The sequence below is a fragment of the Enterobacter sp. Li2LvB3 genome (genome assembly GCF_056156645.1).
In genome coordinates, this window is sequence record NZ_JBSICG010000033.1 from 17281 (window position 1) to 39989 (window position 22709).

Annotated in this window: 23 protein-coding genes; 11 read left to right on the plus strand and 12 right to left on the minus strand. The window is 53.9% G+C overall.

The window, feature by feature from the left end; translation table 11 throughout:
• Positions 1 to 87 precede the first annotated feature (87 nt).
• Positions 88 to 1083, minus strand: coding sequence for a LacI family DNA-binding transcriptional regulator (locus ACS603_RS21385; RefSeq protein WP_446491791.1), 996 nt, complete (start codon positions 1081 to 1083; stop codon positions 88 to 90).
• A gap of 17 nt (positions 1084 to 1100) precedes the next feature.
• Entirely contained in the window at positions 1101 to 1649 is a 549-nt protein-coding gene (locus ACS603_RS21390) for a helix-turn-helix domain-containing protein (RefSeq protein WP_014072379.1), read from the minus strand.
• A 101-nt stretch (positions 1650 to 1750) separates the two neighbouring features.
• Here ACS603_RS21390 and ACS603_RS21395 point away from each other — a divergent pair, with 101 nt between their 5' ends.
• Together ACS603_RS21395 and ACS603_RS21400 are read left to right on the plus strand one after the other, a co-directional pair.
• Positions 1751 to 2410 carry an AzlC family ABC transporter permease gene (locus ACS603_RS21395; RefSeq protein ID WP_474944913.1) on the plus strand — a complete coding sequence of 220 codons (660 nt, stop codon included), beginning with the start codon at positions 1751 to 1753 and terminating at the stop codon, positions 2408 to 2410.
• Positions 2410 to 2733, plus strand: coding sequence for an AzlD domain-containing protein (locus ACS603_RS21400; protein ID WP_446491793.1), 324 nt, complete (start codon positions 2410 to 2412; stop codon positions 2731 to 2733). The genes ACS603_RS21395 and ACS603_RS21400 overlap by 1 nt, the downstream gene beginning before the upstream one ends.
• Positions 2734 to 2774: 41 nt before the next feature.
• Here the strand turns inward: ACS603_RS21400 and ACS603_RS21405 are convergent, their stop codons facing one another.
• On the minus strand, positions 2775 to 2987 hold the full coding sequence (locus ACS603_RS21405) for a YdgH/BhsA/McbA family protein (protein WP_023309747.1): 213 nt from the start codon (positions 2985 to 2987) through the stop codon (positions 2775 to 2777).
• Between the two features lie 114 nt (positions 2988 to 3101).
• Positions 3102 to 3938 carry a formate dehydrogenase accessory sulfurtransferase FdhD gene (fdhD, locus tag ACS603_RS21410; RefSeq protein ID WP_315687361.1) on the minus strand — a complete coding sequence of 279 codons (837 nt, stop codon included), beginning with the start codon at positions 3936 to 3938 and terminating at the stop codon, positions 3102 to 3104.
• A gap of 382 nt (positions 3939 to 4320) precedes the next feature.
• Here fdhD and fdnG point away from each other — a divergent pair, with 382 nt between their 5' ends.
• From fdnG to fdhE, 4 genes are read left to right on the plus strand one after another with little or no spacing between them, the layout of a single operon-like run.
• On the plus strand, positions 4321 to 7371 hold the full coding sequence (fdnG, locus tag ACS603_RS21415; protein ID WP_182063032.1) for a formate dehydrogenase-N subunit alpha: 3051 nt from the start codon (positions 4321 to 4323) through the stop codon (positions 7369 to 7371).
• 12 nt (positions 7372 to 7383) lie between these two features.
• Positions 7384 to 8286 carry a formate dehydrogenase subunit beta gene (gene fdxH / locus ACS603_RS21420; protein WP_008501831.1) on the plus strand — a complete coding sequence of 301 codons (903 nt, stop codon included), beginning with the start codon at positions 7384 to 7386 and terminating at the stop codon, positions 8284 to 8286.
• Positions 8283 to 8918 (plus strand): formate dehydrogenase cytochrome b556 subunit, encoded by a 636-nt coding sequence (fdoI, locus tag ACS603_RS21425; protein ID WP_182063033.1) that lies wholly within the window; start codon positions 8283 to 8285, stop codon positions 8916 to 8918. The genes fdxH and fdoI overlap by 4 nt, the downstream gene beginning before the upstream one ends.
• The gene (gene fdhE, locus ACS603_RS21430; protein ID WP_182063034.1) at positions 8915 to 9844 is read left to right on the plus strand and encodes a formate dehydrogenase accessory protein FdhE; all 930 of its coding nucleotides are present in this window, start codon (positions 8915 to 8917) and stop codon (positions 9842 to 9844) included. The genes fdoI and fdhE overlap by 4 nt, the downstream gene beginning before the upstream one ends.
• 39 nt (positions 9845 to 9883) lie before the next feature.
• Here fdhE and ACS603_RS21435 read toward each other — a convergent pair whose 3' ends face one another.
• Both ACS603_RS21435 and ACS603_RS21440 read right to left on the minus strand, forming a co-directional pair.
• Positions 9884 to 10255, minus strand: a complete 372-nt coding sequence (locus ACS603_RS21435; protein WP_315687362.1) for a type II toxin-antitoxin system VapC family toxin — start codon at positions 10253 to 10255, stop codon at positions 9884 to 9886.
• A 2-nt stretch (positions 10256 to 10257) separates the two neighbouring features.
• A complete protein-coding gene (locus ACS603_RS21440; protein ID WP_014072390.1) occupies positions 10258 to 10500 on the minus strand; it encodes a ribbon-helix-helix protein, CopG family in 243 nt (80 codons plus the stop codon).
• Positions 10501 to 10699: 199 nt separating this feature from the next.
• Here ACS603_RS21440 and ACS603_RS21445 point away from each other — a divergent pair, with 199 nt between their 5' ends.
• Positions 10700 to 11617: an alpha/beta hydrolase gene (locus tag ACS603_RS21445; protein ID WP_182063035.1), complete on the plus strand. Its 918-nt coding sequence runs from the start codon at positions 10700 to 10702 to the stop codon at positions 11615 to 11617.
• Positions 11618 to 11633: 16 nt separating this feature from the next.
• Here ACS603_RS21445 and fabY read toward each other — a convergent pair whose 3' ends face one another.
• The 5 genes from fabY to typA all read right to left on the minus strand — a co-directional run bounded on the left by fabY (position 11634) and on the right by typA (position 16486).
• Positions 11634 to 12575, minus strand: coding sequence for a fatty acid biosynthesis protein FabY (gene fabY / locus ACS603_RS21450; RefSeq protein ID WP_041162159.1), 942 nt, complete (start codon positions 12573 to 12575; stop codon positions 11634 to 11636).
• Positions 12576 to 12619: 44 nt separating this feature from the next.
• Positions 12620 to 13057 carry a D-aminoacyl-tRNA deacylase gene (gene dtd / locus ACS603_RS21455; RefSeq protein WP_014072393.1) on the minus strand — a complete coding sequence of 146 codons (438 nt, stop codon included), beginning with the start codon at positions 13055 to 13057 and terminating at the stop codon, positions 12620 to 12622.
• On the minus strand, positions 13054 to 13935 hold the full coding sequence (locus ACS603_RS21460) for a virulence factor BrkB family protein (protein ID WP_182063036.1): 882 nt from the start codon (positions 13933 to 13935) through the stop codon (positions 13054 to 13056). The genes dtd and ACS603_RS21460 overlap by 4 nt, the downstream gene beginning before the upstream one ends.
• Positions 13929 to 14528, minus strand: a complete 600-nt coding sequence (gene yihX / locus ACS603_RS21465; RefSeq protein WP_182063037.1) for a glucose-1-phosphatase — start codon at positions 14526 to 14528, stop codon at positions 13929 to 13931. The genes ACS603_RS21460 and yihX overlap by 7 nt, the downstream gene beginning before the upstream one ends.
• Positions 14529 to 14662: 134 nt before the next feature.
• Entirely contained in the window at positions 14663 to 16486 is a 1824-nt protein-coding gene (gene typA / locus ACS603_RS21470; protein ID WP_182063038.1) for a ribosome-dependent GTPase TypA, read from the minus strand.
• 378 nt (positions 16487 to 16864) lie between these two features.
• Here typA and glnA point away from each other — a divergent pair, with 378 nt between their 5' ends.
• The 4 genes from glnA to ACS603_RS21490 all read left to right on the plus strand — a co-directional run bounded on the left by glnA (position 16865) and on the right by ACS603_RS21490 (position 21153).
• Positions 16865 to 18274 (plus strand): glutamate--ammonia ligase, encoded by a 1410-nt coding sequence (glnA, locus tag ACS603_RS21475; RefSeq protein WP_182063039.1) that lies wholly within the window; start codon positions 16865 to 16867, stop codon positions 18272 to 18274.
• 185 nt (positions 18275 to 18459) lie between these two features.
• Positions 18460 to 19509 carry a nitrogen regulation protein NR(II) gene (gene glnL / locus ACS603_RS21480; protein ID WP_182063040.1) on the plus strand — a complete coding sequence of 350 codons (1050 nt, stop codon included), beginning with the start codon at positions 18460 to 18462 and terminating at the stop codon, positions 19507 to 19509.
• An 11-nt stretch (positions 19510 to 19520) separates the two neighbouring features.
• Positions 19521 to 20933 (plus strand): nitrogen regulation protein NR(I), encoded by a 1413-nt coding sequence (glnG, locus tag ACS603_RS21485; protein WP_182063041.1) that lies wholly within the window; start codon positions 19521 to 19523, stop codon positions 20931 to 20933.
• Positions 20934 to 21042: 109 nt separating this feature from the next.
• A complete protein-coding gene (locus ACS603_RS21490) occupies positions 21043 to 21153 on the plus strand; it encodes a YshB family small membrane protein (RefSeq protein WP_125358805.1) in 111 nt (36 codons plus the stop codon).
• Positions 21154 to 21231: 78 nt separating this feature from the next.
• On the opposite strand, the gene hemN is transcribed toward ACS603_RS21490, so the two are convergent.
• Entirely contained in the window at positions 21232 to 22605 is a 1374-nt protein-coding gene (gene hemN, locus ACS603_RS21495) for an oxygen-independent coproporphyrinogen III oxidase (RefSeq protein ID WP_474944914.1), read from the minus strand.
• Positions 22606 to 22709 lie beyond the last annotated feature (104 nt).

A 22709-nucleotide genomic window follows, 5' to 3' on the forward strand; every position in this document is an offset into this window, starting at 1 on the left:
CGGGATGTCCTGAGTGTTGATCCGAAACGTTTCGGATGAGAACCAAAACGTTTCGGATTTGTGATCGGGTTTGGAAATTTGCTGTATTTAGGCCGTCTGGCCTGGGGAGAATTCCGGCTGCCAGAGCACCTGAAGCTGAGCGATATCGTCGCCGTTAATCAGCTGGCGCACCATATCGGCAATCTGTATTCCCACGCCCTGACGCGTTGACTGGATAACGGATGCCACGTCGATTTCCACGATGCTGTCCTGCGGCAAACCGTCGTATACCACCAGCGACACCGCGTTTTCGCCTGTTAAGCGGCCACGCTGTGCCAGTGCCATGGCCGCGCCGTCGCCGTGGGTATTGCAGTCGGTAATGATGGCAGTCGGTGGTTGCGGCAAAGAGAGTAACTCATTCGTGGTGGCATACCCCACGCGACGCGATGGCGGCATGGCGCGCAGCCATTCGCTGGAAAGGCCAGCTTCCCGCAATGCGTCCAGATAACCCTGCCGACGCTGCGTAATGAAAGCCTGACTGTTGCTCTCACCCAGAAACGCAATCCGCTGATGGCCCTTGTCGATAAGCCAGCGGGTCGCCTGATACGTACCAGCATAATTGTCGAAATCGAACCATGCGTATGGCTGCGGCAGCTGGCTACGCCCGAGCGCCAGGAAGGGAAATCCGGCGGCCTGGAGCTGCTCCAGACGCGGGTCATGATCCAGCGTATGCGCCACAATCAGCGCATCCACGCGGCGGCTTTGCACCATGCGCATGTAGCTGTGCTTGTCGGCCAGATCGTCATCGGCAATCAGCAGGAGATCGATTTCATGTCGCGCAAGTTCGTGGCTAATTTCGCCAACCATGTCCATAAATACGCTGTTATTGAGCGGAACAGGATGAACCGGAAACACCAGGCCGACGGCATCGATTTTACCCATCTTCAGACGTCGGGCGAAGGTGTTAGGCCGGTAACCCCGGCGCTGGGCCTCCGCTTCAACGCGGGCGCGCGTCTCACTAGAGACGTCGTCATATCCGTTCAGGGCGCGGCTGACGGTGGTAACAGACAGCCCCAGTTCTTTGGCAATGGCTTTAAGCGACATGATTTTCCGTAACTTCGTTAGTTTTGTTCCGCAACCAGCAGCGCATGGGTATCCGGCTCCAGCGCCTTAAAAATATGCGGCAGATCGGCGGGATAACAAATGTAATCCCCTGGCCCCAACTCCTCTGGCGCATCCGTCAGGCCTACCAGTGCCCGGCCTTGCGTCACAATAATATGCTCAACCGAACCCGGTGGATGCGGCTGGGAAATACGATCCGCACCCGGCTGCGTCAGCAGTAAATAGACATCCCGACGGGCACCCGGCGGGCACGCGGCCAGCAAAATCGCCTGATAGTTTGCCTGTTCAGCAATCACTTTGGTGCCTTCACCACGGCGAATGACCTGCGTGGTGGGCTGCTGCGGCTCCAGCAAGCGGGCAAACGGAATACCCAGCGCAACACAAAGCGACCAGAGCGTCTCCAGGCTTGGGTTACCGTTGCCGGATTCCAGCTGCGAAAGCGTGGACTTGGCGATCCCGGCACGGCGGGCAATTTCCGCCAGTGAAAGCCCGGTTCGCAGGCGTTCTCGCACCAGACTTTTGGCGATCACGCTAATTGGCTGCGTCATATAACGGCCTCTGTTCTATAAATCGAACGAATCGTTCATCTTGAAAAACGATATTGATGCGTTCATTATAATGGAAATACGTTCGATATGGCTAAAATTGTATGAAGCATCACCTCTCCTGCCTTAAGGGCGACACGATAAAAGCAATCATCCTGGTGTGCCTGGCCGTTGGCGTTGTCGGGATGTCCTACGGCTCGCTGGCGATGGCGTATGGTTTCCCGGTCTGGGTGCCGTTTGTGCTGTCTATCACCGTGCTGGCGGGCGCGTCTGAATTTATGTTTATCGGCATTGTGGCGAGCGGCGGTAATCCGCTGGCGGCTGCCGCTGCGGGCTTACTGGTCAACGCGCGCCATGTCCCGTTCGGCGTAACAGTGCGTGAACTGGTGGGTAATCGCGGCCTCAGCCTGCTCGGCTGCCACATCATGAACGATGAAAGTGTGGTCTTTGGCCTGTCGCAAAAAACGCCTGAACAGCGAAAAGCCGCCTACTGGTTATGCGGTCTTGGCGTGGCGCTCATCTGGCCGCTCGGCGCGTTACTGGGGGCAGTGGTTGGCAAACTCTTACCCGCCCCGGAAACCATCGGACTGGATGCCGTGTTCCCTGCCATTTTACTGGCGCTGGTGGTTCCGGCATTTAAAAACCGCACCACGCTCATCCGCGCCTGTAGCGGCGCCATGTTGTCGCTGGCCGCCGTGCCATTTGCGCCGGTCGGTTTACCGGTTCTTCTTTCTTTACTGGGCCTGGCGGCGAGGAAAAAATAATGGGAAACATGACATTCTTTATTCTGGGTATCGCCATCTTATCGGCAGGGACGTATCTGATGCGTCTTGGCGGGGCGAAACTTGGGAACCGACTGGCGCTTTCTGAGCGTTCACAGGCGCTGCTTTCTGACGCGGCAACGGTATTGCTGTTCTCCGTGGCGCTGGCGACCACGTTTTATGAAGGGGAACACTTCGCCGGAATGGCGCGGGTGCTGGGCGTGGCGTTTGCGGTGTTTTTAGCCTGGCGAAAAATGCCGTTAATTGTGGTAATCGTGGCGGCGACGGTCGTGACGGCTCTGCTGCGTCTGGCGGGGATCCAATAAAAAAAGCGCCCCGGGGGCGCCCTTTCGACGGTAAAGCGGGATTATTTGGTCAGTTCTGCCGTCATGTGTACGCGGTTACCAGAGAATGCCTGAGTAATTTTGTAAGATGACGCGCCTGCTTCCTGAGCCTGAGCTGCGATTTTCGCTTCTGCGCCGTCAATGGTTGAGGCGGTTGCGGTGACAGTCTGTGCAGCGAAAGAACCGAAAGAAGTAGCCAGAGCAATTACAGCGACAAAAGTTTTGATGCTTTTCATGATTTAAACCCTTTCATTTGGTTGTTTAGATAAGGCGCCGTGCCTTGATGAGATAAATACTAGACCTCATCATGAACAACTAAAAGCGGAAGGATTTGCTAATATCATTCAAAATTATTGATTAATAATTAAACGCTGAGGATGAGTATAAATCGTCGCCCTTCCCGGCTTACAGAATCCGACCAGCGTCAGGTTGCAGCGCTCTGCCACTTCCACAGCCAGCGTGGTCGCCGCTGACACCGCGAACAGAATTTCAATGCCACACATCGCCGACTTCTGCACCATCTCATAGCTGGCCCGGCTGGACACCAGCGCAGCACCCTGTTGCCAGATAGCGTTCTCACGCGCTCTGCGGCCCAGCAGTTTATCCAGCGCCACATGGCGACCCACATCCTCATGTCCACCAGCAATTTCACCTGATGGCAGCACCCAGGCTGCGGCGTGTGTACAACCGCTCAGCTGGCCAATGGGCTGAACATCGTTCAAATGCTCAAGCGCGCTGTCGAGGTGCGCCAGGTTAAATGTCTGGGTAAACGGCAGCGGGGCTATTGGTTTGCCAATATCGTTAAGTTGCTCAACGCCACAGACTCCGCAGCCCGTGCGCCCGGCCAGCGCGCGACGGCGCTCTTTCAGCCCCATAAAGCGGCGACTGGAGAGCTCAATTTGCACTTCAAGGCCATTACAGGCCTGAACCACGTCCATGCCGTAGATATCTTGCGGGTGCTCAATGATGCCTTCCGAAAGGGAAAAGCCGATGGCAAACAGGTCGAGATCTTTGGGCGAGGCCATCATCACAACGTGCGAGATACCGTTGTAGACCAGGGCAACAGGGACTTCCTCCGCCAGAAAATCGGGAGTGGCGCGGGTAATATGGGGCGGTCTGTGTACCGACAGTTCCACAATGCCCGCAGGCAGTGGCGACGCGTGGGTAGCACGGTTTTGTTTAGACACAACGGTATTCCTGAACAACCACAGAGGCAGGTCTGCTATTGCAACATAAACGGCAGACCTTACGCATAGTATGGATCAACTTTTCAGCACCCATCCTCATCAAGTTTACCTACTCATTCCGGAGGGGTGCAACTGCAGCCATGATACACCCCTTTAACATGAGAGGTTGATAACGTGATTGATATCACACTTTATAATCAATGCAGTGATAATACGTTCACTTTGTATTAACGCAGTTCAAACAGGCTTACCGACAATGTGGTATTCTGATGATATCCCTCGTGGAATTGAGGGATTAACACAAATTTTCTTCTTTGCGGGCAAAAAACGACCGCGAAGTTAAGACTCTATATGTAAGCAATGTCGAAACAAGGAGTGACCCATGCAGGTCAGCAGAAGGCAGTTCTTTAAGATCTGCGCTGGCGGTATGGCAGGCACCACGGCAGCGGCACTGGGCTTTGCACCCGGCGTAGCGCTGGCGGAAACGCGGCAGTACAAACTGCTGCGCACCCGTGAAACCCGTAATACCTGTACGTACTGCTCTGTCGGTTGCGGGCTGTTGATGTATAGCCTCGGCGACGGTGCGAAAAACGCCAAAGCGTCTATCTTCCACATCGAAGGCGATCCGGATCATCCGGTCAACCGTGGTGCGCTGTGTCCGAAAGGCGCAGGTCTGGTGGACTTTATCCACTCAGAAAGCCGCCTGAAATTCCCCGAGTACCGCGCTCCAGGCTCCGACAAATGGCAACAAATCAGCTGGGATGATGCGTTTGACCGCATCGCGAAACTGATTAAAGAAGACCGCGATGCCAACTTCATCGACAAGAACGCCGATGGCGTAACGGTGAACCGCTGGCTCTCCACCGGGATGCTGTGTGCCTCTGCTTCCAGTAACGAAACCGGTTATTTAACCCAGAAATTTACGCGTGCACTCGGAATGCTCGCGGTCGACAACCAGGCGCGTGTCTGACACGGACCAACGGTAGCAAGTCTTGCTCCAACATTTGGTCGCGGTGCGATGACCAACCACTGGGTCGACATCAAGAACGCCAACCTCATCGTGGTGATGGGCGGTAACGCCGCTGAAGCGCACCCTGTCGGGTTCCGCTGGGCGATGGAAGCCAAAATTCACAACGGCGCAAAATTGATTGTTATCGATCCCCGCTTTACGCGTACTGCGTCAGTGGCGGATTTCTACACCCCTATTCGTTCAGGTACTGACATCACATTCCTGTCAGGCGTATTGCTGTACCTGATGACTAACGAAAAATACAACCGCGAATACACCGAAGCCTATACCAACGCCAGCCTGATCGTGCGTGAGGATTATCACTTCGAAGATGGCCTGTTCAGCGGTTATAACGCCGAAAAACGCAAGTACGACAAAACCAGCTGGAACTACGAGCTGGATGAGAAAGGCTTTGCGAAGCGCGACACCACCCTGCAACACCCGCGCTGCGTGTGGAACCTGCTGAAAGAGCACGTTTCCCGCTACACGCCGGATGTAGTTGAAAATATCTGTGGTACGCCGAAGGCGGACTTCCTGAAAGTCTGTGAGCTTATCGCCGAAACCAGCGCGAAAGATAAAACCGCGTCTTTCCTGTATGCACTCGGCTGGACGCAACACTCCATCGGTGCGCAGAACATCCGTACCATGGCGATGGTTCAGCTGCTGCTTGGCAACATGGGGATGGCAGGCGGTGGCGTAAACGCCCTGCGCGGTCACTCCAACATTCAGGGTCTGACCGACCTCGGCCTTCTGTCTCAAAGCCTGCCGGGATATATGAACCTGCCAAGCGAGAAACAGACTGACCTGCAAACCTACCTGACGGCCAGCACGCCTAAACCGCTGCTTGAAGGCCAGGTAAACTACTGGGGCAACTATCCGAAGTTCTTCGTCTCGATGATGAAAGCGTTCTTCGGCGACAAAGCAACGGCTGAAAACGGCTGGGGCTTTGACTGGCTGCCGAAGTGGGACAAAGGTTACGACGTTCTCCAGTACTTCGAGATGATGAACCAGGGCAAGGTCAACGGCTATCTGTGCCAGGGCTTTAACCCGGTTGCCTCGTTCCCGAACAAGAACAAGGTTGTGGCATCCCTGTCAAAACTGAAGTTCCTGGTAACAATTGACCCGCTCAATACCGAAACCTCGACCTTCTGGCAGAACCACGGTGAATCGAACGATGTCGATCCATCGAAAATTCAGACCGAGGTGTTCCGACTGCCATCGACCTGTTTCGCGGAAGAGAACGGCTCTATTGTTAACTCCGGGCGCTGGTTGCAGTGGCACTGGAAAGGCGCAGACGCCCCAGGGCTTGCCATGAACGACGGTGAGATCCTGGCCGGCATCTTCTTGCGCCTGCGTAAGATGTACGCAGCAGAAGGCGGCGCGAACCCGGAACCGGTTCTGAATATGTCCTGGAACTACTCGACGCCAGAAAATCCAGCGCCGGAAGAAGTGGCGATGGAGAGCAACGGTAAGGCGCTGGCGGATGTTATCGACCCGGCTACCGGTGCCGTTCTGGCGAAGAAAGGTGAACAGCTCAGCACCTTTGCGCACCTGCGCGATGACGGCACGACGTCCAGCGGTTGCTGGATCTTCGCCGGAAGCTGGACGCCGAAAGGCAACCAGATGGCCAACCGCGATAACGCCGACCCTTCGGGTCTGGGCAATACGCTGGGTTGGGCATGGGCATGGCCGCTTAACCGCCGCATTCTGTACAACCGCGCCTCCGCAGACCCGCAGGGGAATCCGTGGGATCCGAAGCGTCAGCTGCTGAAATGGGACGGTGCGAAGTGGGGCGGCGTGGATATTCCGGACTACAGCACTGCCGCACCAGGCAGCGATGTTGGGCCATTTATCATGCAGCCTGAAGGGATGGGACGTCTGTTTGCTATCGATAAGATGGCGGAAGGTCCGTTCCCGGAACACTACGAACCGTTTGAAACGCCGCTGGGTACCAACCCGCTGCACCCGAACGTGGTCTCTAACCCGGCAGCCCGTATCTTCAAGGGCGATCTCGAAGCGCTGGGTAAAAAAGACAAGTTCCCGTATGTGGGTACAACCTATCGTCTGACCGAGCACTTCCACTACTGGACCAAGCACGCGCTGCTTAACGCCATCGCGCAGCCGGAACAGTTTGTAGAGATCGGCGAGAAGCTGGCGAACAAGCTCGGCATTGCCCACGGCGATACCGTGAAAGTCTCCTCTAACCGCGGCTATATCAAGGCCAAGGCAGTGGTGACCAAGCGTATTCGCACGCTGAACGTTCACGGTCAGCAGGTGGACACCATTGGTATTCCTATCCACTGGGGTTACGAGGGCGTGGCGAAGAAAGGGTTTATTGCTAACACCCTGACGCCGTTCGTCGGTGATGCGAACACGCAGACGCCGGAGTTTAAGGCCTTCCTCGTGAACGTGGAAAAGGTGTAACGGAGACGACTTATGGCTTATCAATCGCAAGACATTATTCGTCGTTCCGCGACTAACGGTTTCACTCCCGCGCCTCAGGCACGGGACCACCAGCAGGAAGTGGCGAAGCTTATCGACGTAACCACCTGTATCGGCTGTAAAGCCTGTCAGGTGGCGTGTTCGGAGTGGAACGACCTCCGTGATGAAGTCGGTCACAACGTCGGGGTGTACGACAACCCGGCGGACCTGACCGCCAAATCCTGGACGGTAATGCGTTTCTCGGAAGTGGAGCAGAACGACAAACTGGAATGGCTTATCCGCAAAGACGGCTGTATGCACTGTGCGGATCCGGGCTGCCTGAAGGCGTGCCCGTCAGAAGGGGCTATCATTCAGTATGCCAACGGCATCGTCGACTTCCAGTCCGAACAGTGCATTGGCTGCGGCTACTGCATCGCCGGCTGCCCGTTCGACGTGCCGCGACTGAACCCGGAAGACAACCGCGTCTACAAATGTACGCTGTGCGTTGACCGCGTAACCGTCGGCCAGGAGCCAGCCTGCGTGAAGACCTGCCCAACCGGTGCTATCCACTTTGGCTCTAAAGAGGATATGAAAACGCTGGCGGCAGAACGCGTGGGCGAGCTGAAAACCCGTGGTTACGACAACGCAGGCCTGTACGATCCGGCCGGTGTTGGCGGTACGCACGTGATGTACGTGCTGCACCACGCCGACAAGCCGAATCTGTACCACGGCCTGCCGGAGAACCCGGAAATCAGCGCTACTGTTAAGTTCTGGAAAGGCATCTGGAAACCGCTGGCAGCGGTCGGGTTTGCTGCCACCTTCGCAGCAAGCATCTTCCACTACGTCGGTGTCGGCCCGAACCGCGCGGAAGAAGAAGACGATAACCTGCATGAAGAGAAAGACGAGGTGCGCAAATGAGAAAACGTGACACCATCGTGCGCTATACCGCGCCGGAGCGAATCAACCACTGGGTCACCGCCTTCTGCTTCATGCTGGCGGCCATAAGCGGACTGGGGTTCTTCTTCCCGTCCTTCAACTGGCTGATGCAGATCATGGGGACACCACAGCTGGCGCGTATATTGCACCCGTTTGTTGGCGTCATCATGTTCGCGTCGTTCATCATCATGTTTTTCCGATACTGGCACCATAACCTAATCAATCGGGATGATATCTTTTGGGCGAAGAATATTCGTAAGATCGTCGTCAACGAGGAAGTGGGTGATACCGGGCGTTATAACTTCGGCCAGAAATGCGTATTCTGGGCGGCGATTATTTTCCTGGTACTGTTGCTGGTGAGTGGTGTGATCATTTGGCGTCCGTATTTTGCGCCTGCTTTCTCAATCCCGGTGATCCGATTTGCGCTGATGCTGCATTCATTTGCCGCAGTGGCGTTAATTGTGGTTATCATGGTGCATATTTACGCCGCCCTTTGGGTGAAAGGCACCATTACCGCGATGGTGGAAGGATGGGTAACCAATACGTGGGCGAAGAAACATCACCCGCGCTGGTACCGTGAGGTCCGAAAGACAACGGAAAAGAAAACTGAATGAGTATTCGCATAATCCCGCAAGATGAGCTGGGTTCGAGCGAGAAACGCACGGCGGAATATATTCCGCCGTTGTTATTCCCCAGACTCAAGAACCTCTATAACCGCCGCGCAGAGCGTCTGCGCGAGCTGGCAGAGAACAATCCTCTGGGCGACTTTTTGCGCTTTGCCGCGCTGATTGCCCACGCACAGGAAGTGGTGCTTTACGACCATCCTCTGCAAATGGATCTCACCGCGCGCATCAAAGAAGCCAACGAGCAGGGTAAACCGCCGCTGGATATTCACGTGTTGCCGCGCGACAAGCACTGGCGCAAGCTGCTGCATTCGCTGATTGCCGAGCTTAAGCCGGAGATGAGCGGCACTGCGCTGGCGGTGATCGAGAACCTGGAAAAAGCCTCTGATATGGAGCTGGAAGAGATGGCGAGCGCGCTGTTTGCTTCCGACTTTACGCTTGTCAGCAGCGATAAAGCCCCGTTTATCTGGGCTGCGCTGTCGCTCTACTGGGCGCAAATGGCCAGCCTGATCCCAGGTAAAGCCCGCGCAGAATATGGCGAAGCACGTCAGTTCTGCCCGGTGTGCGGTTCAATGCCGGTGTCCAGCATGGTGCAGATCGGTACGTCCCAGGGGCTGCGCTACCTGCACTGCAACCTGTGTGAAACCGAATGGCACGTGGTGCGCGTGAAGTGCAGCAACTGCGAACAGACCCGCGATCTGAACTACTGGTCGCTGGAAAATGAAGAAGCGGCGGTGAAAGCGGAAAGCTGCGGCGACTGCGGGACCTACCTGAAGATTCTTTATCAGGAAAAAGACCCGAAAGTCGAAGCGGTGGCCGACGATCTCGCCTCGCTGATTCTGGACGCGAAGATGGAGCAGGAGGGCTTTGCCCGCAGCTCGATTAACCCGTTCCTGTTCCCGGGTGAAGGGGAGTAATTACCTCTGACAGTGCCGGGCGGCGCAAGCTTGCCCGGCCTACAGATGATAGGGTGAGACAACCCCAACAATTCCCGCAAAATCTTTCGTATTACGTGAAATCAACGGGCAATTTCTACTCTGGGCTGTGGCCAGAATGATGGCATCAGGCAGTTTCATCCCGTGCTCCTCACGGAGTAAAACGCTTCTTTCAGCGATTTCACGCGACACATCGATAATCTCAAAGGCACCCAATACAGCCGCCGTTTTTGCTTCATGACCGTGCCTGCGCGCGCCGACCATCACTTCCATCCATGTAATCAGGCTGATCGCCCGGTGCGATGCTGTGTTTTCAATCGCATTCGCTGCCTCAGTGCGATTATTAAAGAGATCGATAAGAATGTTGGTATCAAACACTGCCATGTGTTCCACAATTACCACTCCTCACGCAGCTTGCGTTCGTACTCCAGCCCATCTTCTTGCTGGTTGCCCCACAGACCCAGCGCATCACGAATAACCGAAGTGCTTTGCTGGTCGAGATACTGCTCTATCGCTTCTCGCAGCAATTCGGCACGAGGTTGATTCCGCAACTGTTTGAGGTTATCCAGCCGTTGAATGACGTCATCCGACAAATCGATCAGTATTCTGCCCATATCAAGGTTCACCAAAAGACTCATATATCATCCTAGTATATCACAAATGGTTAATTTTCAGGCAAAATACTCCTTGTCATTTTAAGGTCAAAGTTCATTTTAAAATTCGCGACCACTTTTGCGAGCCGCTTTCCAGAACCGAGTTCCCATGCAAATCCTCTATTTTCTTCCGCGATAATCCAGGTTATAACACTGTATATCCATACAGAAAAAAGGCATTCACATGGCGCTGGAAAAGGGTATAGATAAACTGGTTCAGGATTTTATTGCAGCAGGAAGGCCCTCTTCGAGTAGCCAGAGTATTGATGACCGGAGAGCGGGATATCTCGCCAGCACAGTGCTCGCAGGGGAGACAGAAACGCGCATAACGGTTGAAAAACTTGAACGTGAAGGTATGACTTTCCAGGTCTACTCACCAGGTAACGCGGCCAAATTACTGCCCACCGTTATTTATTATCACGGTGGCTGTTTTATCAGCGGTGGGTTTGAGACGCATGACAATCAGCTCCGCCAACTGGCGTATTACGGCAACTGTCGCGTGATTGCCATAAGATACCGACTGGCGCCAGAACATACCTTTCCGGCAGCACATGATGATGCAGAAAAAGGTGCAAACCTGGTACGGAAGTATGCGGATACGTTTGGGGTGGATACAAACCGGATCACCCTCTGCGGAGACAGTGCAGGAGGCCATCTGGCTCTGGTGACATCACTGCGGCTCAAGAAGGCAGGAGTCTGGTTACCCGCACAGCTGATTTTTATCTATCCCATGCTTGATGCTACCGCCAGGTCCGGGAGCTACACCCGCAATGGCCTGGATTATGTCATCACCCGCGATACGCTGTTGAGCGGCTTTGAAACGTATCTGGTTGATACCGAAAAGCTTCATCCTGAAGCCAGCCCGCTATGGCGAGATGATTTGAGCGGTCTGCCGCCTGTACACATTATTACTGCTGAATTTGATCCGCTATGCGATGAGGGAGAGACACTCTATCAATATCTGACAGAACAAGGCGTGGTGTGTACGGCTCAGCGCTGGTTGGGCGTGATCCACGGCTTCTTTCAGCTTGGCGGTATCAGCCAGTCAGCACGGGATGTCATACGAGATATCGCACGGCGAATTAATCCAGCCCAGCAATAAACCGGGCTGGACAAGATTACTCTTCCTCGTTCCCACCCTCTTCGTACGCGCCAAACGGCTTCGCAGGGAGAACGATGTAGGTACCTTCAAATACCGCGCCCGATGTTTCGTCACCAAAAAGCTCAACCTGCATCTGCACGCGGGCTTTGCGTCCACGAGCCAGGCGGTCAAGGTCGCCACCGAGCGACCCCAGATCGGCAACGGCACTTGGCTTGCCGCTTATCGGTGCGCTGTAGCGAATGTGGGCATCTGCAAGAATGATGGTGCCACCAAGATGGCGCTCTCGCAGCATCAGCCAGATAAGCCCCCAGCCAGTGAGCGTGGCCAGCGAGAAAAGGCTGCCTGCAAACAGCGTGTGGTGCGGGTTTTGATTGCCGATTTCCGGCATCGTGGTGATGAATTTTTGCCCCGTATACTGCTGGATACGGACACCCATTTTTTCACTCAGCGGGATGTGCTGATACCAGGCCTGTTGTAGCTGCCCGCACCAGTCTGCGCGATGCAAAATATCATCCAGCGTGGCAACGGGTTTAATCATCAGGAAATGGCGAACCGGGGTGGTTTGCGGTGTCGTGATTTCACCCTGGTTAACAAAACCCAGCTTGGCAAAAAACTCCACGGCATCCTCACGGGCGCTACAGGTCACGCGCTTTACGCCTTCCTGACGCGCGACAGACTCCAGGGTCATCGCCATCAGTGTGCCCAGGCCTTTGTCCTGAACCGAAGGATGGACTGCCATAAAACGAATGGAGGCTTCGTTATCGGCATTAATATACAACCGCCCAACGGCGACGAGGTTACCCTCTTCATCCACCACCATCTGGTGATGTGCCATTGCATCCCAGGCGTCACGTTCTGAGCCCTGAGGCTGATGTAATGGCTTGCGCAGCATTTCCCAGCGGAAATGGTAGTAAACGTCTAACTCTTCTTCTGTTTGCGGTACTCGAAGGTGATACATAGCTGTACTCTCTCTTGTTACCCGCGGCCACGCCGCCAGCTGGCTCATACCTGGAGCCAGAAAGTGACGGGGCCATCGTTCACCAGCGAAACCTGCATATCCGCAGCGAATCGTCCGGTTTGCGTATTCATTTCCTGTTGGCGACAACGCTCAACAAAGTACTCATAAAGCGCTTCTGCACGATCTGGCGCTGCCCCTCTGGAGAAGCCAGGTCGCATTCCGCGCTCAGTGTCCGCAGCAAGCGTAAATTGAGACACCACCAGCACGCTGCCACCCGCCTGCTGGACATTGAGATTCATCTTTCCTTCTGCATCGCTAAAGATGCGGTAGCCCAACACGCGCTCACATAAGCGGTTGGCTTTTTGTTCGTCATCTTCCTTTTCGACACCTAACAACACTAAAAGTCCTGGGCCAATTTCACCCGTCACCTCTCCCTCCACGGTGACGCTGGCACGGGTTACGCGCTGTATCAATGCAATCATGGTTGGTCTGCTTCTTGTTGTTTTTCAGCTTCTGCTGCTTTTCTGAGTTCTCGATATATTCCGAGAGTGACAGTTATTTCGGCACCAAGCAAGACGATACACCAGGTCCAGTACACCCAGACAAACAAAATGGGGATCACCGCCAGCACACCGTAGATCAGCTGATAAGACGGGAACATGGTGATATAGAGGGCAAATCCTTTTTTCCCCAGCTCAAAAAGCACTGCCGCCACCAGCGCGCCTAACACGGCATCGCGATTGGGTACGCGAGTGGTCGGGACTACGCTGTACAACAGCCAGAACGAGAGCCAGGACAACACCAGCGGGAAAAGGCGCAGCACATTGTCGATAACGCCATTTAGCTCACTGGCCCAACGCAACGAGAGCAGATAAGAGCTTATCGCCAGGCTCGCCCCCGCGAGCAGCGGCCCAAGCGTCAAAATCATCCAGTAAACGGCAAAAGAGTACACTCTGGGTCGAATCCGCTTACTGCGCCAGATAGTGTTCAGCGCACTATCAATGGCATACATCAACAGCAATGCCGTTACTATCAACCCACATGCCCCAACGGCGGTCATCTTGTTTGAATTGGCAACAAACTGTTCGATGTAATTCTGAATCACATCGCCGGTGGCCGGAATAAAGTTAGCAAAGATGAAATGACGCAGCTGTAGGCTTACATCCGCAAACATCGGGAATGCAGAAAAAAGGGCAAAAACAACCGCCACCAGCGGCACTAACGAGAGCAACGACACATAAGCAAGATTGCCTGCCAGTGTCGTCATGTTGTCCTCATCAATGCGATGCCAGAGAAGTTTCAGCCACGCCCTGAGCGGGCGGGTATGGTGAGCGGCTTTTTGATGAACGTTTTTTAGCATAACTGCTTCGCGAAATAGTGGGGTATCGTCTCTTTTCCGGTCACCAGAATTGACGTGATACCTAGCTGGTTAGCTCCCTCTATATTATCGGCGTTGTCGTCGAAAAAGACCGCATCCGCTGCGGAGTATCCTTCTTTCTGCAATACGGCCTGATAAATTCGCGCCTCAGGTTTGCGCATTCCCATCTCCTGGGAGAGATAGACGTGATCCGCTGCGGCATTTACCTCAGGATATTCATCTGGCCAGAATGTCGTGTGCAGACGGTTGGTATTTGACAGGACCACCACCCGGTGCCCTTGTTTGCGAAGTTTTTTCATGATGTCGGTGACTTCCGGGCGGATCGCCACAAATACAGCCTGCCAGCCGTGAGCAAATTGCTCGTAGCTTAATGACAGGTCCATTTCGTGACAAAAGCGCTCGGCAAACTCTTCATCACTGATTTCACCACGCTCATGCTGATGGAAGGTCTCACTCATCGCGAAGCTCTGTTTTAATGTCGCCAGCGGAACGCGGCTAAAGTCGCTCCATGCGCCCAGCACCCGATTAAAATCGATATCGACGATTACATTTCCTAAGTCAAAGATATAAAGCATGTTTATCTCCTTTTCGCCGTGGAAAAGTAACTGTAGCGGGAAAGATAAGCTTTGGCTATGCGCTGCGACATAACGCATAAAAAGAAAAACCCCGCCACAAAGGACGGGGTTTTGCAGACTAAAAGAAGCGTGAATTAGTCTTCTTTCGGACCGCGCATCGCACGTTTACGATCGTTCTCGGTCAGGTGACGTTTACGGATACGAATTGACTGTGGAGTCACTTCTACCAGTTCGTCATCATCGATGAATTCCAGAGCTTGCTCCAGGGTCATCTTGACTGGTGGAACCAGGACCGTTGCTTCGTCAGTACCTGACGCACGCATGTTGGTCAGTTTCTTACCGGTCAGGCAGTTTACAGTCAGGTCGTTAGAACGACTGTGAATACCGATGATCTGGCCTTCGTAAACTTCAGCACCGTGACCCAGGAACAGCTTACCGCGGTCCTGCAGGCTGAACAGTGCGAACGCAACCGCTTTACCCTGACCGTTGGAGATCAGAACGCCGTTGTTACGCTGGCCAACTTCGCCTGGACGAACGTCGTCGTAGTGGCTGAAGGTGGAGTACAGCAGACCAGTACCAGAAGTCATGGTCATGAACTCAGAACGGAAGCCGATCAGGCCACGGCTTGGGATCACGTAGTCGAGACGTACGCGGCCTTTGCCATCTGGATTCATGTTTTTCAGGTCGCCTTTACGCTCACCCAGAGCCTGCATTACAGAACCCTGATGCTGCTCTTCAACGTCCAGCGTTACGTTTTCGAACGGCTCTTGTTTACGGCCGTCGATTTCGCGGAAGATTACTTTCGGACGGGAAACCGCCATTTCGAAACCTTCACGACGCATGTTTTCGATAAGAACAGACAGGTGCAGCTCACCACGACCAGAAACACGGAATGCGTCTGCATCCGGAGTTTCTTCAACACGCAGCGCAACGTTGTGCACCAGCTCTTTATTCAGGCGGTCAAGGATCTGACGAGAGGTAACGAACTTACCTTCTTTACCACAGAACGGAGAGGTGTTGACGTTGAAGAACATGGACACGGTTGGTTCATCAACGGACAGAGCTGGCAGCGCTTCGACGCTCTGCGGATCGCAGATGGTGTCGGAGATGTTCAGCTCACCCAGACCGGTGATTGCGATGATGTCGCCAGCTTCAGCAACGTCACTCTCGATACGCTCAAGACCCAGGTGAGTCAGCACTTTACCGACTTTACCGTTACGGGTTTTGCCTTCGCTATCGATGATAGTAACCTGCTGGTTAGGCTTAACTTTACCGCGCTTGATACGACCAATGCCGATTACGCCAACATAGTTGTTGTAGTCGAGCTGAGAGATCTGCATCTGCAGGGTGCCGTCGAGATCAACGCTTGGTGCAGGAACACGGTCAACAATCGCCTGGTACAGCGGGGTCATGTCTTCAGCCATGTCTTCGTGGTCCAGACCTGCGATACCGTTCAGCGCAGAAGCGTAAACGATAGGGAAGTCCAGCTGCTCGTCGGTCGCATCAAGGTTAACGAACAGGTCAAATACCTGGTCAACAACCCAGTCAGGACGCGCGCCAGGACGGTCAACCTTGTTGATAACAACGATTGGCTTCAGACCATGGGCAAATGCCTTTTTGGTCACGAAGCGCGTCTGCGGCATTGGGCCATCCATTGCGTCAACGACCAGCAGCACGGAGTCTACCATGGACATTACACGTTCAACTTCACCACCGAAGTCGGCGTGCCCTGGGGTATCAACGATGTTGATACGGTAGTCATTCCATTTAATCGCGGTGTTTTTCGCGAGGATGGTAATCCCACGCTCTTTCTCCAAATCGTTGGAGTCCATCACGCGTTCTTGAGTTTCGGCACGAGCATCAAACGTACCGGATTGCTGCAGCAGCTTATCAACCAGGGTAGTTTTACCATGGTCAACGTGCGCGATGATGGCGATGTTACGCAAATTTTCGATCACAACTTTGCCTCAGGCATTTAGAAATAGCGCGTTATTGTACACGGATTAATCGCACTACAAAACAGGATCACAAACATCCCCCGCAAACAAGTATTGCAGAGATGCTTTGTGATCGCTTTCACGGAGCGGTAAAGGGCGCTTTAACGTAAATTGCACCAATATGGTGCTCAATGTTCACCATGGAGCACTATACTGGTGCAACATAACCATCATGGTGCAGCCCTTTTGCACTATGGTGCGCATGATAACGCCTTTTTGGGGTGTTTTAAAAGTTGGCACAGATTTCGCTTTATAAAAAATATGGCAACACAGCCAGTACAAGACAAAAATTGAAGACCTCGTTACCACGACGACAATGACCAATCTGGAGAGTTAAGTATGTCCGCTGAACACGTTTTGACGATGCTGAACGAACATGAAGTGAAGTTTGTTGATCTGCGCTTCACCGATACCAAAGGTAAAGAACAGCACGTCACAATCCCTGCACATCAGGTGAACGCCGAATTCTTTGAAGAAGGCAAAATGTTTGACGGCTCCTCCATTGGTGGCTGGAAAGGCATTAACGAATCAGACATGGTTCTGATGCCGGACGCAACTACTGCGCTCATTGACCCGTTCTTCGAAGAACCTACTCTGATCATCCGTTGCGATATTCTCGAACCAGGCACACTGCAAGGTTACGACCGTGACCCACGCTCCATCGCTAAGCGCGCAGAAGAGTACCTGCGTTCTACCGGTATCGCAGACACCGTTCTGTTCGGGCCAGAGCCAGAATTCTTCCTGTTTGACGACATCCGTTTTGGTGCTTCAATTTCTGGTTCCCACGTTGCTATCGATGACATCGAAGGCGCATGGAACTCCTCCACCAAATATGAAGGTGGTAACAAAGGTCACCGTCCAGGCGTGAAAGGCGGTTACTTCCCGGTTCCTCCGGTCGATTCCTCACAGGACATCCGTTCTACTATGTGTCTGATCATGGAAGAGATGGGCCTGGTTGTTGAAGCTCACCACCACGAAGTGGCAACTGCTGGCCAGAACGAAATCGCAACCCGCTTCAACACCATGACCAAAAAAGCGGATGAGATTCAGATCTACAAATACGTTGTGCACAACGTTGCGCACCGTTTCGGTAAAACTGCGACCTTCATGCCAAAACCAATGTTTGGCGACAACGGTTCCGGTATGCACTGCCACATGTCTCTGTCCAAGAACGGCACCAACCTGTTCTCTGGCGACAAATATGCGGGTCTGTCCGAGCAAGCGCTGTTCTACATCGGTGGTGTTATCAAACACGCTAAAGCGATCAACGCCCTGGCGAACCCAACCACCAACTCCTACAAGCGTCTGGTCCCAGGCTATGAAGCACCAGTAATGCTGGCTTACTCTGCTCGTAACCGTTCTGCTTCTATCCGTATCCCGGTTGTTGCTTCTCCGAAAGCGCGTCGTATCGAAGTTCGCTTCCCGGACCCAGCAGCTAACCCATACCTGTGCTTCGCTGCTCTGCTGATGGCTGGTCTTGACGGTATCAAGAACAAGATCCACCCAGGTGAAGCAATGGACAAAAACCTGTATGACCTGCCGCCAGAAGAAGCGAAAGAGATCCCACAGGTTGCCGGTTCTCTGGAAGAAGCGCTGCAGGCGCTGGACGCTGACCGCGAGTTCCTGACTGCAGGTGGTGTGTTCACTGACGAAGCTATCGACGCATACATCGCTCTGCGTATCGAAGAGAATGACCGTGTGCGTATGACTCCGCACCCAGTTGAATTCGAACTGTACTACAGCGTTTAATTTTTAACGGGTTTCGCGCGACTTTTTACGCGCGACCCCGAAAGCTGTTTTTTTGTTGCCGTGGAAACTTTCAGCCCATCTTCGGATGGGCTTTTTTCTCCACCAACAACCTGATCTCACGCGCTTTTACGCCGAAAAAGCTATACTGCACTAAATTAGTGCAAACAACTCCAGGAGACTGCTGAATGGCAACTGGCACGCTGCCCGATGCTGGGCAGATCCTCAATTCCTTAATTAACAGTATCTTGTTGGTCGACGACGAGCTGGCAGTGCATTACGCCAACCCGGCGGCGCAGCAACTGCTTGCCCAGAGCGCACGCAAACTGTTTGGTACACCGCTCCCGGAATTGCTGAGCTATTTTTCACTGAATATTGGCCTGATGCAGGAAAGTTTACAGGCCGGTCAGGGGTTCACCGATAACGAAGTGACGCTGGTGATAGACGGACGTTCCCATATTCTTTCGCTGACGGCGCAACGCCTTCCTGAGGGGCTTATTCTGCTCGAGATGGCACCGATGGATAATCAGCGTCGCCTTAGTCAGGAACAGCTCCAGCATGCCCAGCAGATCGCTGCCCGGGATTTGGTGCGTGGGCTGGCCCATGAAATCAAAAACCCACTGGGTGGTTTGCGCGGTGCGGCACAGCTGCTGACCAAAGCACTCCCCGACCCTGCGCTTGCCGAATACACCAACGTCATCATTGAGCAGGCAGACCGTCTGCGTAATCTGGTCGACAGACTGCTTGGGCCGCAGCAACCGGGAATGCACGTATCAGAAAGCATTCATAAAGTGGCTGAGCGGGTGGTGAAACTCGTGTCGATGGAGTTACCGGAAAACGTCACGCTGGTGCGCGATTACGATCCAAGCCTGCCAGAACTGGCGCACGATCCTGACCAGATTGAACAGGTTCTTCTGAATATCGTGCGTAATGCTCTTCAGGCGCTTGGGCCTGAAGGTGGTGAAATTATTCTGCGCACCCGTACCGCTTTCCAGTTAACGCTGCACGGTGTGCGTTACCGACTTGCGGCAAGAATAGACGTTGAGGATAACGGGCCAGGCATCCCATCGCATCTTCAGGACACATTGTTCTACCCGATGGTTAGTGGCCGCGAAGGCGGTACAGGACTGGGGTTATCCATTGCCCGTAATTTGATTGATCAACACTCTGGCAAAATTGAATTTACCAGTTGGCCGGGTCATACCGAGTTTTCGGTTTACCTGCCAATTAAAAAATAAAGGTGACGTGTATGCAACGAGGGATAGTCTGGGTAGTCGATGACGATAGCTCCATCCGTTGGGTGCTTGAACGCGCACTCACGGGAGCGGGATTAAGCTGCACGACGTTTGAGAGCGGCAGCGACGTGCTTGATGCACTCACCACCAAAACCCCGGATGTTTTGCTGTCAGATATTCGGATGCCGGGCATGGACGGGCTGGCGCTCTTAAAGCAGATCAAACAACGCCACCCAATGCTTCCGGTCATCATAATGACTGCCCACTCCGATCTGGATGCCGCCGTCAGTGCGTACCAGCAAGGGGCATTCGATTATCTGCCAAAACCCTTTGATATCGACGAAGCGGTAGCCCTGGTTGAGCGCGCCATCAGCCACTACCAGGAGCAGCAACAACCCCGCAATGCGCCAGTTTTTGGCCCGACGACGGACATCATCGGCGAAGCGCCTGCCATGCAGGACGTTTTTCGCATTATCGGTCGTTTGTCCCGTTCTTCCATTAGCGTATTGATTAACGGCGAATCGGGAACCGGTAAAGAACTGGTTGCCCATGCGCTACACCGGCATAGCCCGCGTGCGAAAGCACCGTTTATCGCTCTGAACATGGCGGCGATCCCGAAGGATTTGATTGAGTCAGAACTGTTCGGCCATGAAAAAGGGGCATTTACCGGCGCAAACACTATTCGCCAGGGTCGCTTTGAACAGGCTGACGGCGGGACCCTTTTCCTGGATGAAATCGGCGATATGCCGCTGGATGTTCAGACCCGCCTGCTTCGCGTGCTGGCTGATGGGCAGTTCTACCGTGTGGGGGGTTATGCTCCCGTAAAAGTAGACGTGCGTATTATTGCCGCAACGCACCAGAACCTTGAGCAGCGCGTTCAGGAGGGCAAATTCCGTGAAGACTTGTTCCATCGTCTTAACGTGATCCGCGTTCACCTGCCACCGCTGCGCGAGCGTCGCGAGGATATCCCTCGTCTGGCGCGCCACTTCCTCCAGGTTGCCGCGCGTGAGCTGGGTGTGGAGGCCAAATTGCTCCACCCGGAAACCGATGCCGCCCTCACCCGCCTGGCCTGGCCTGGCAACGTGCGTCAGCTTGAAAATACCTGTCGCTGGTTGACGGTCATGGCCGCCGGTCAGGAAGTGCTGATTCAGGATTTACCAGGAGAGCTGTTCGAAGCCACCGCTCCAGAAAGCAGCACCGGACATGCGCTGCCAGACAGCTGGGCGACACTTCTGGCGCAATGGGCGGATCGCGCGCTACGATCCGGTCATCAAAACCTGCTTTCAGAGGCTCAGCCAGAAATGGAACGCACGTTGTTAACCACTGCGCTTCGTCATACTCAGGGCCATAAACAGGAAGCGGCTCGTTTACTGGGATGGGGACGCAATACCCTGACACGTAAGCTGAAAGAGCTGGGAATGGAGTGATTTTTACCGCTGTGTAAAGATTACTAATTGAGCGCAAATTGCCGTTATTTTGCGCTTTACTGTTCCGATGAGTTTTGTATGATCGTGCCCGGAAATTGGGGGGACCATCATGCTGGAATCATTAGTGAATTTGCTCTCGAGCGGAGCAGCCGAAAGCCACACGCCACAAACCGCCGTTGCTGCTGTATTGTGTGCGGCGCTGGTTGGGCTGTTTAGCTAGCGGGCTTGAATGTAAATGCCGGGTGGCGGTGGCGGCTTCGCCTTACCCGGCCTACATTTTGACGCAATTCTGCGCGTATTAAATCACCCGCGAGAACTGTTGCAGACGCGCTTTCTGACGCAAATACGCGTCGAAGCACATGCAGATATTACGAATCAACAAACGCCCTTTCGGCGTAACCTCAATCGCACTCTCCGAAATATCCACCAGCCCATCCTTCGCCAGCGGAGCAAGCAGCTTCAGGTCTTCCGCAAAGTACTCGTTAAATACCAGATCCCACTGCACTTCTGTCGCACTGAAATCGAGACGGAAATTACAGATAAGCGCCTTAATCACATCACGGCGAATACAATCATCCCGCGTTAACGCGATACCGCGCCACAGCGCATTACCTGTGTCATCGACCTGCTGGTAGTACTGCTTTAACTCTTTCTGGTTCTGCGCGTAGCAGTCGCCAATCATGCTGATGGCCGAAACGCCCATCCCCAGTAAATCGGTGTCGCCCTGGGTGGTGTAGCCCTGGAAGTTGCGGTGCAGCACACCTTCACGCTGGGCAATCGCCAGCTCATCGTCCGGGCGGGCAAAGTGATCCATACCAATAAACTGATAACCGGTATCGGTCAGCGAAGTGATGGTTTCCTGCAAAATATCCAGCTTCTGCTGGGCAGAAGGTAGATCCGCATCCTTGATTTTGCGCTGCGCGGCGAACAACGTTGGCAGGTGCGCATAGTTAAAGACACTCAGGCGATCGGGATTGAGCTCAGCCACACGCTTCAGCGTAAAGGCGAAGCTCTCTGGCGTCTGTTTTGGCAGGCCGTAAATCAGGTCAATGTTGGTCGACGTAAAGCCGATATCACGCGCATGGTTCAGCAAGGCAAAAATAAAGTCTTCATCCTGCTCACGGTTCACCAGACGCTGCACTTCTTTGTTGAAATCCTGCACGCCCATACTCAGGCGGTTAAAACCTTCAGCGCGTAAGTGATCCAGTACATCCAGCTCAATTTCACGTGGATCGACCTCGATCGAAATTTCAGCGTCATCGTTAAAATTGAAGTTACCGCGCATCAACGCCATCAGTCGGCTGATTTGTGCTTTGTTCAGATAAGTTGGCGTACCGCCACCCCAGTGCAACTGGCTGACGTGGCGTCCGGCAAAGAGCGGCGCACGATGCAGGATTTCCTGTTCAAGTGCATCCAGATATTGATCGGCCTTGTGCTGCTGGCGGGTAACAATTTTATTGCAGCCACAGAAGTAGCAGAGCTTATGGCAGAACGGAATATGGACGTAGAGCGAAAGCGGGCGCTCAGGATAGCGGGCAACAGCCTGAAGAAATTCAGGCTCACCGAAGGTATCGGTGAACTCCAGCGCGGTTGGGTATGACGTATAGCGTGGCCCGGAATAGTTATATTTCTGGATTAGGGCCAAATCCCAGTCGATAGATGGTACAGACATACTCACTCCTTCCGTTGGTGTCGCGTTCGTATACGGCGGCCCGTTCTGGCCCCATTGCGGGCCATCATTCGGGTGCGCAGCCACTTATGTCGCCGCGACAACCG

Coding starts and splice junctions, on each gene's coding strand:
- glnL (WP_182063040.1), top strand. CDS start 18,460: ATGGCAACTGGCACGCTGCCCGATGCTGGGCAGATCCTCAATTCCTTA.
- ACS603_RS21405 (WP_023309747.1), bottom strand. CDS start 2,987: ATGAAAAGCATCAAAACTTTTGTCGCTGTAATTGCTCTGGCTACTTCT.
- fdoI (WP_182063033.1), top strand. CDS start 8,283: ATGAGAAAACGTGACACCATCGTGCGCTATACCGCGCCGGAGCGAATC.
- ACS603_RS21490 (WP_125358805.1), top strand. CDS start 21,043: ATGCTGGAATCATTAGTGAATTTGCTCTCGAGCGGAGCAGCCGAAAGC.
- ACS603_RS21440 (WP_014072390.1), bottom strand. CDS start 10,500: ATGAGTCTTTTGGTGAACCTTGATATGGGCAGAATACTGATCGATTTG.
- dtd (WP_014072393.1), bottom strand. CDS start 13,057: ATGATTGCATTGATACAGCGCGTAACCCGTGCCAGCGTCACCGTGGAG.
- fdxH (WP_008501831.1), top strand. CDS start 7,384: ATGGCTTATCAATCGCAAGACATTATTCGTCGTTCCGCGACTAACGGT.
- ACS603_RS21400 (WP_446491793.1), top strand. CDS start 2,410: ATGGGAAACATGACATTCTTTATTCTGGGTATCGCCATCTTATCGGCA.
- glnA (WP_182063039.1), top strand. CDS start 16,865: ATGTCCGCTGAACACGTTTTGACGATGCTGAACGAACATGAAGTGAAG.
- ACS603_RS21445 (WP_182063035.1), top strand. CDS start 10,700: ATGGCGCTGGAAAAGGGTATAGATAAACTGGTTCAGGATTTTATTGCA.
- yihX (WP_182063037.1), bottom strand. CDS start 14,528: ATGCTTTATATCTTTGACTTAGGAAATGTAATCGTCGATATCGATTTT.
- glnG (WP_182063041.1), top strand. CDS start 19,521: ATGCAACGAGGGATAGTCTGGGTAGTCGATGACGATAGCTCCATCCGT.
- ACS603_RS21385 (WP_446491791.1), bottom strand. CDS start 1,083: ATGTCGCTTAAAGCCATTGCCAAAGAACTGGGGCTGTCTGTTACCACC.
- fdhE (WP_182063034.1), top strand. CDS start 8,915: ATGAGTATTCGCATAATCCCGCAAGATGAGCTGGGTTCGAGCGAGAAA.
- ACS603_RS21390 (WP_014072379.1), bottom strand. CDS start 1,649: ATGACGCAGCCAATTAGCGTGATCGCCAAAAGTCTGGTGCGAGAACGC.
- ACS603_RS21395 (WP_474944913.1), top strand. CDS start 1,751: ATGAAGCATCACCTCTCCTGCCTTAAGGGCGACACGATAAAAGCAATC.
- ACS603_RS21460 (WP_182063036.1), bottom strand. CDS start 13,935: ATGCTAAAAAACGTTCATCAAAAAGCCGCTCACCATACCCGCCCGCTC.
- fabY (WP_041162159.1), bottom strand. CDS start 12,575: ATGTATCACCTTCGAGTACCGCAAACAGAAGAAGAGTTAGACGTTTAC.
- hemN (WP_474944914.1), bottom strand. CDS start 22,605: ATGTCTGTACCATCTATCGACTGGGATTTGGCCCTAATCCAGAAATAT.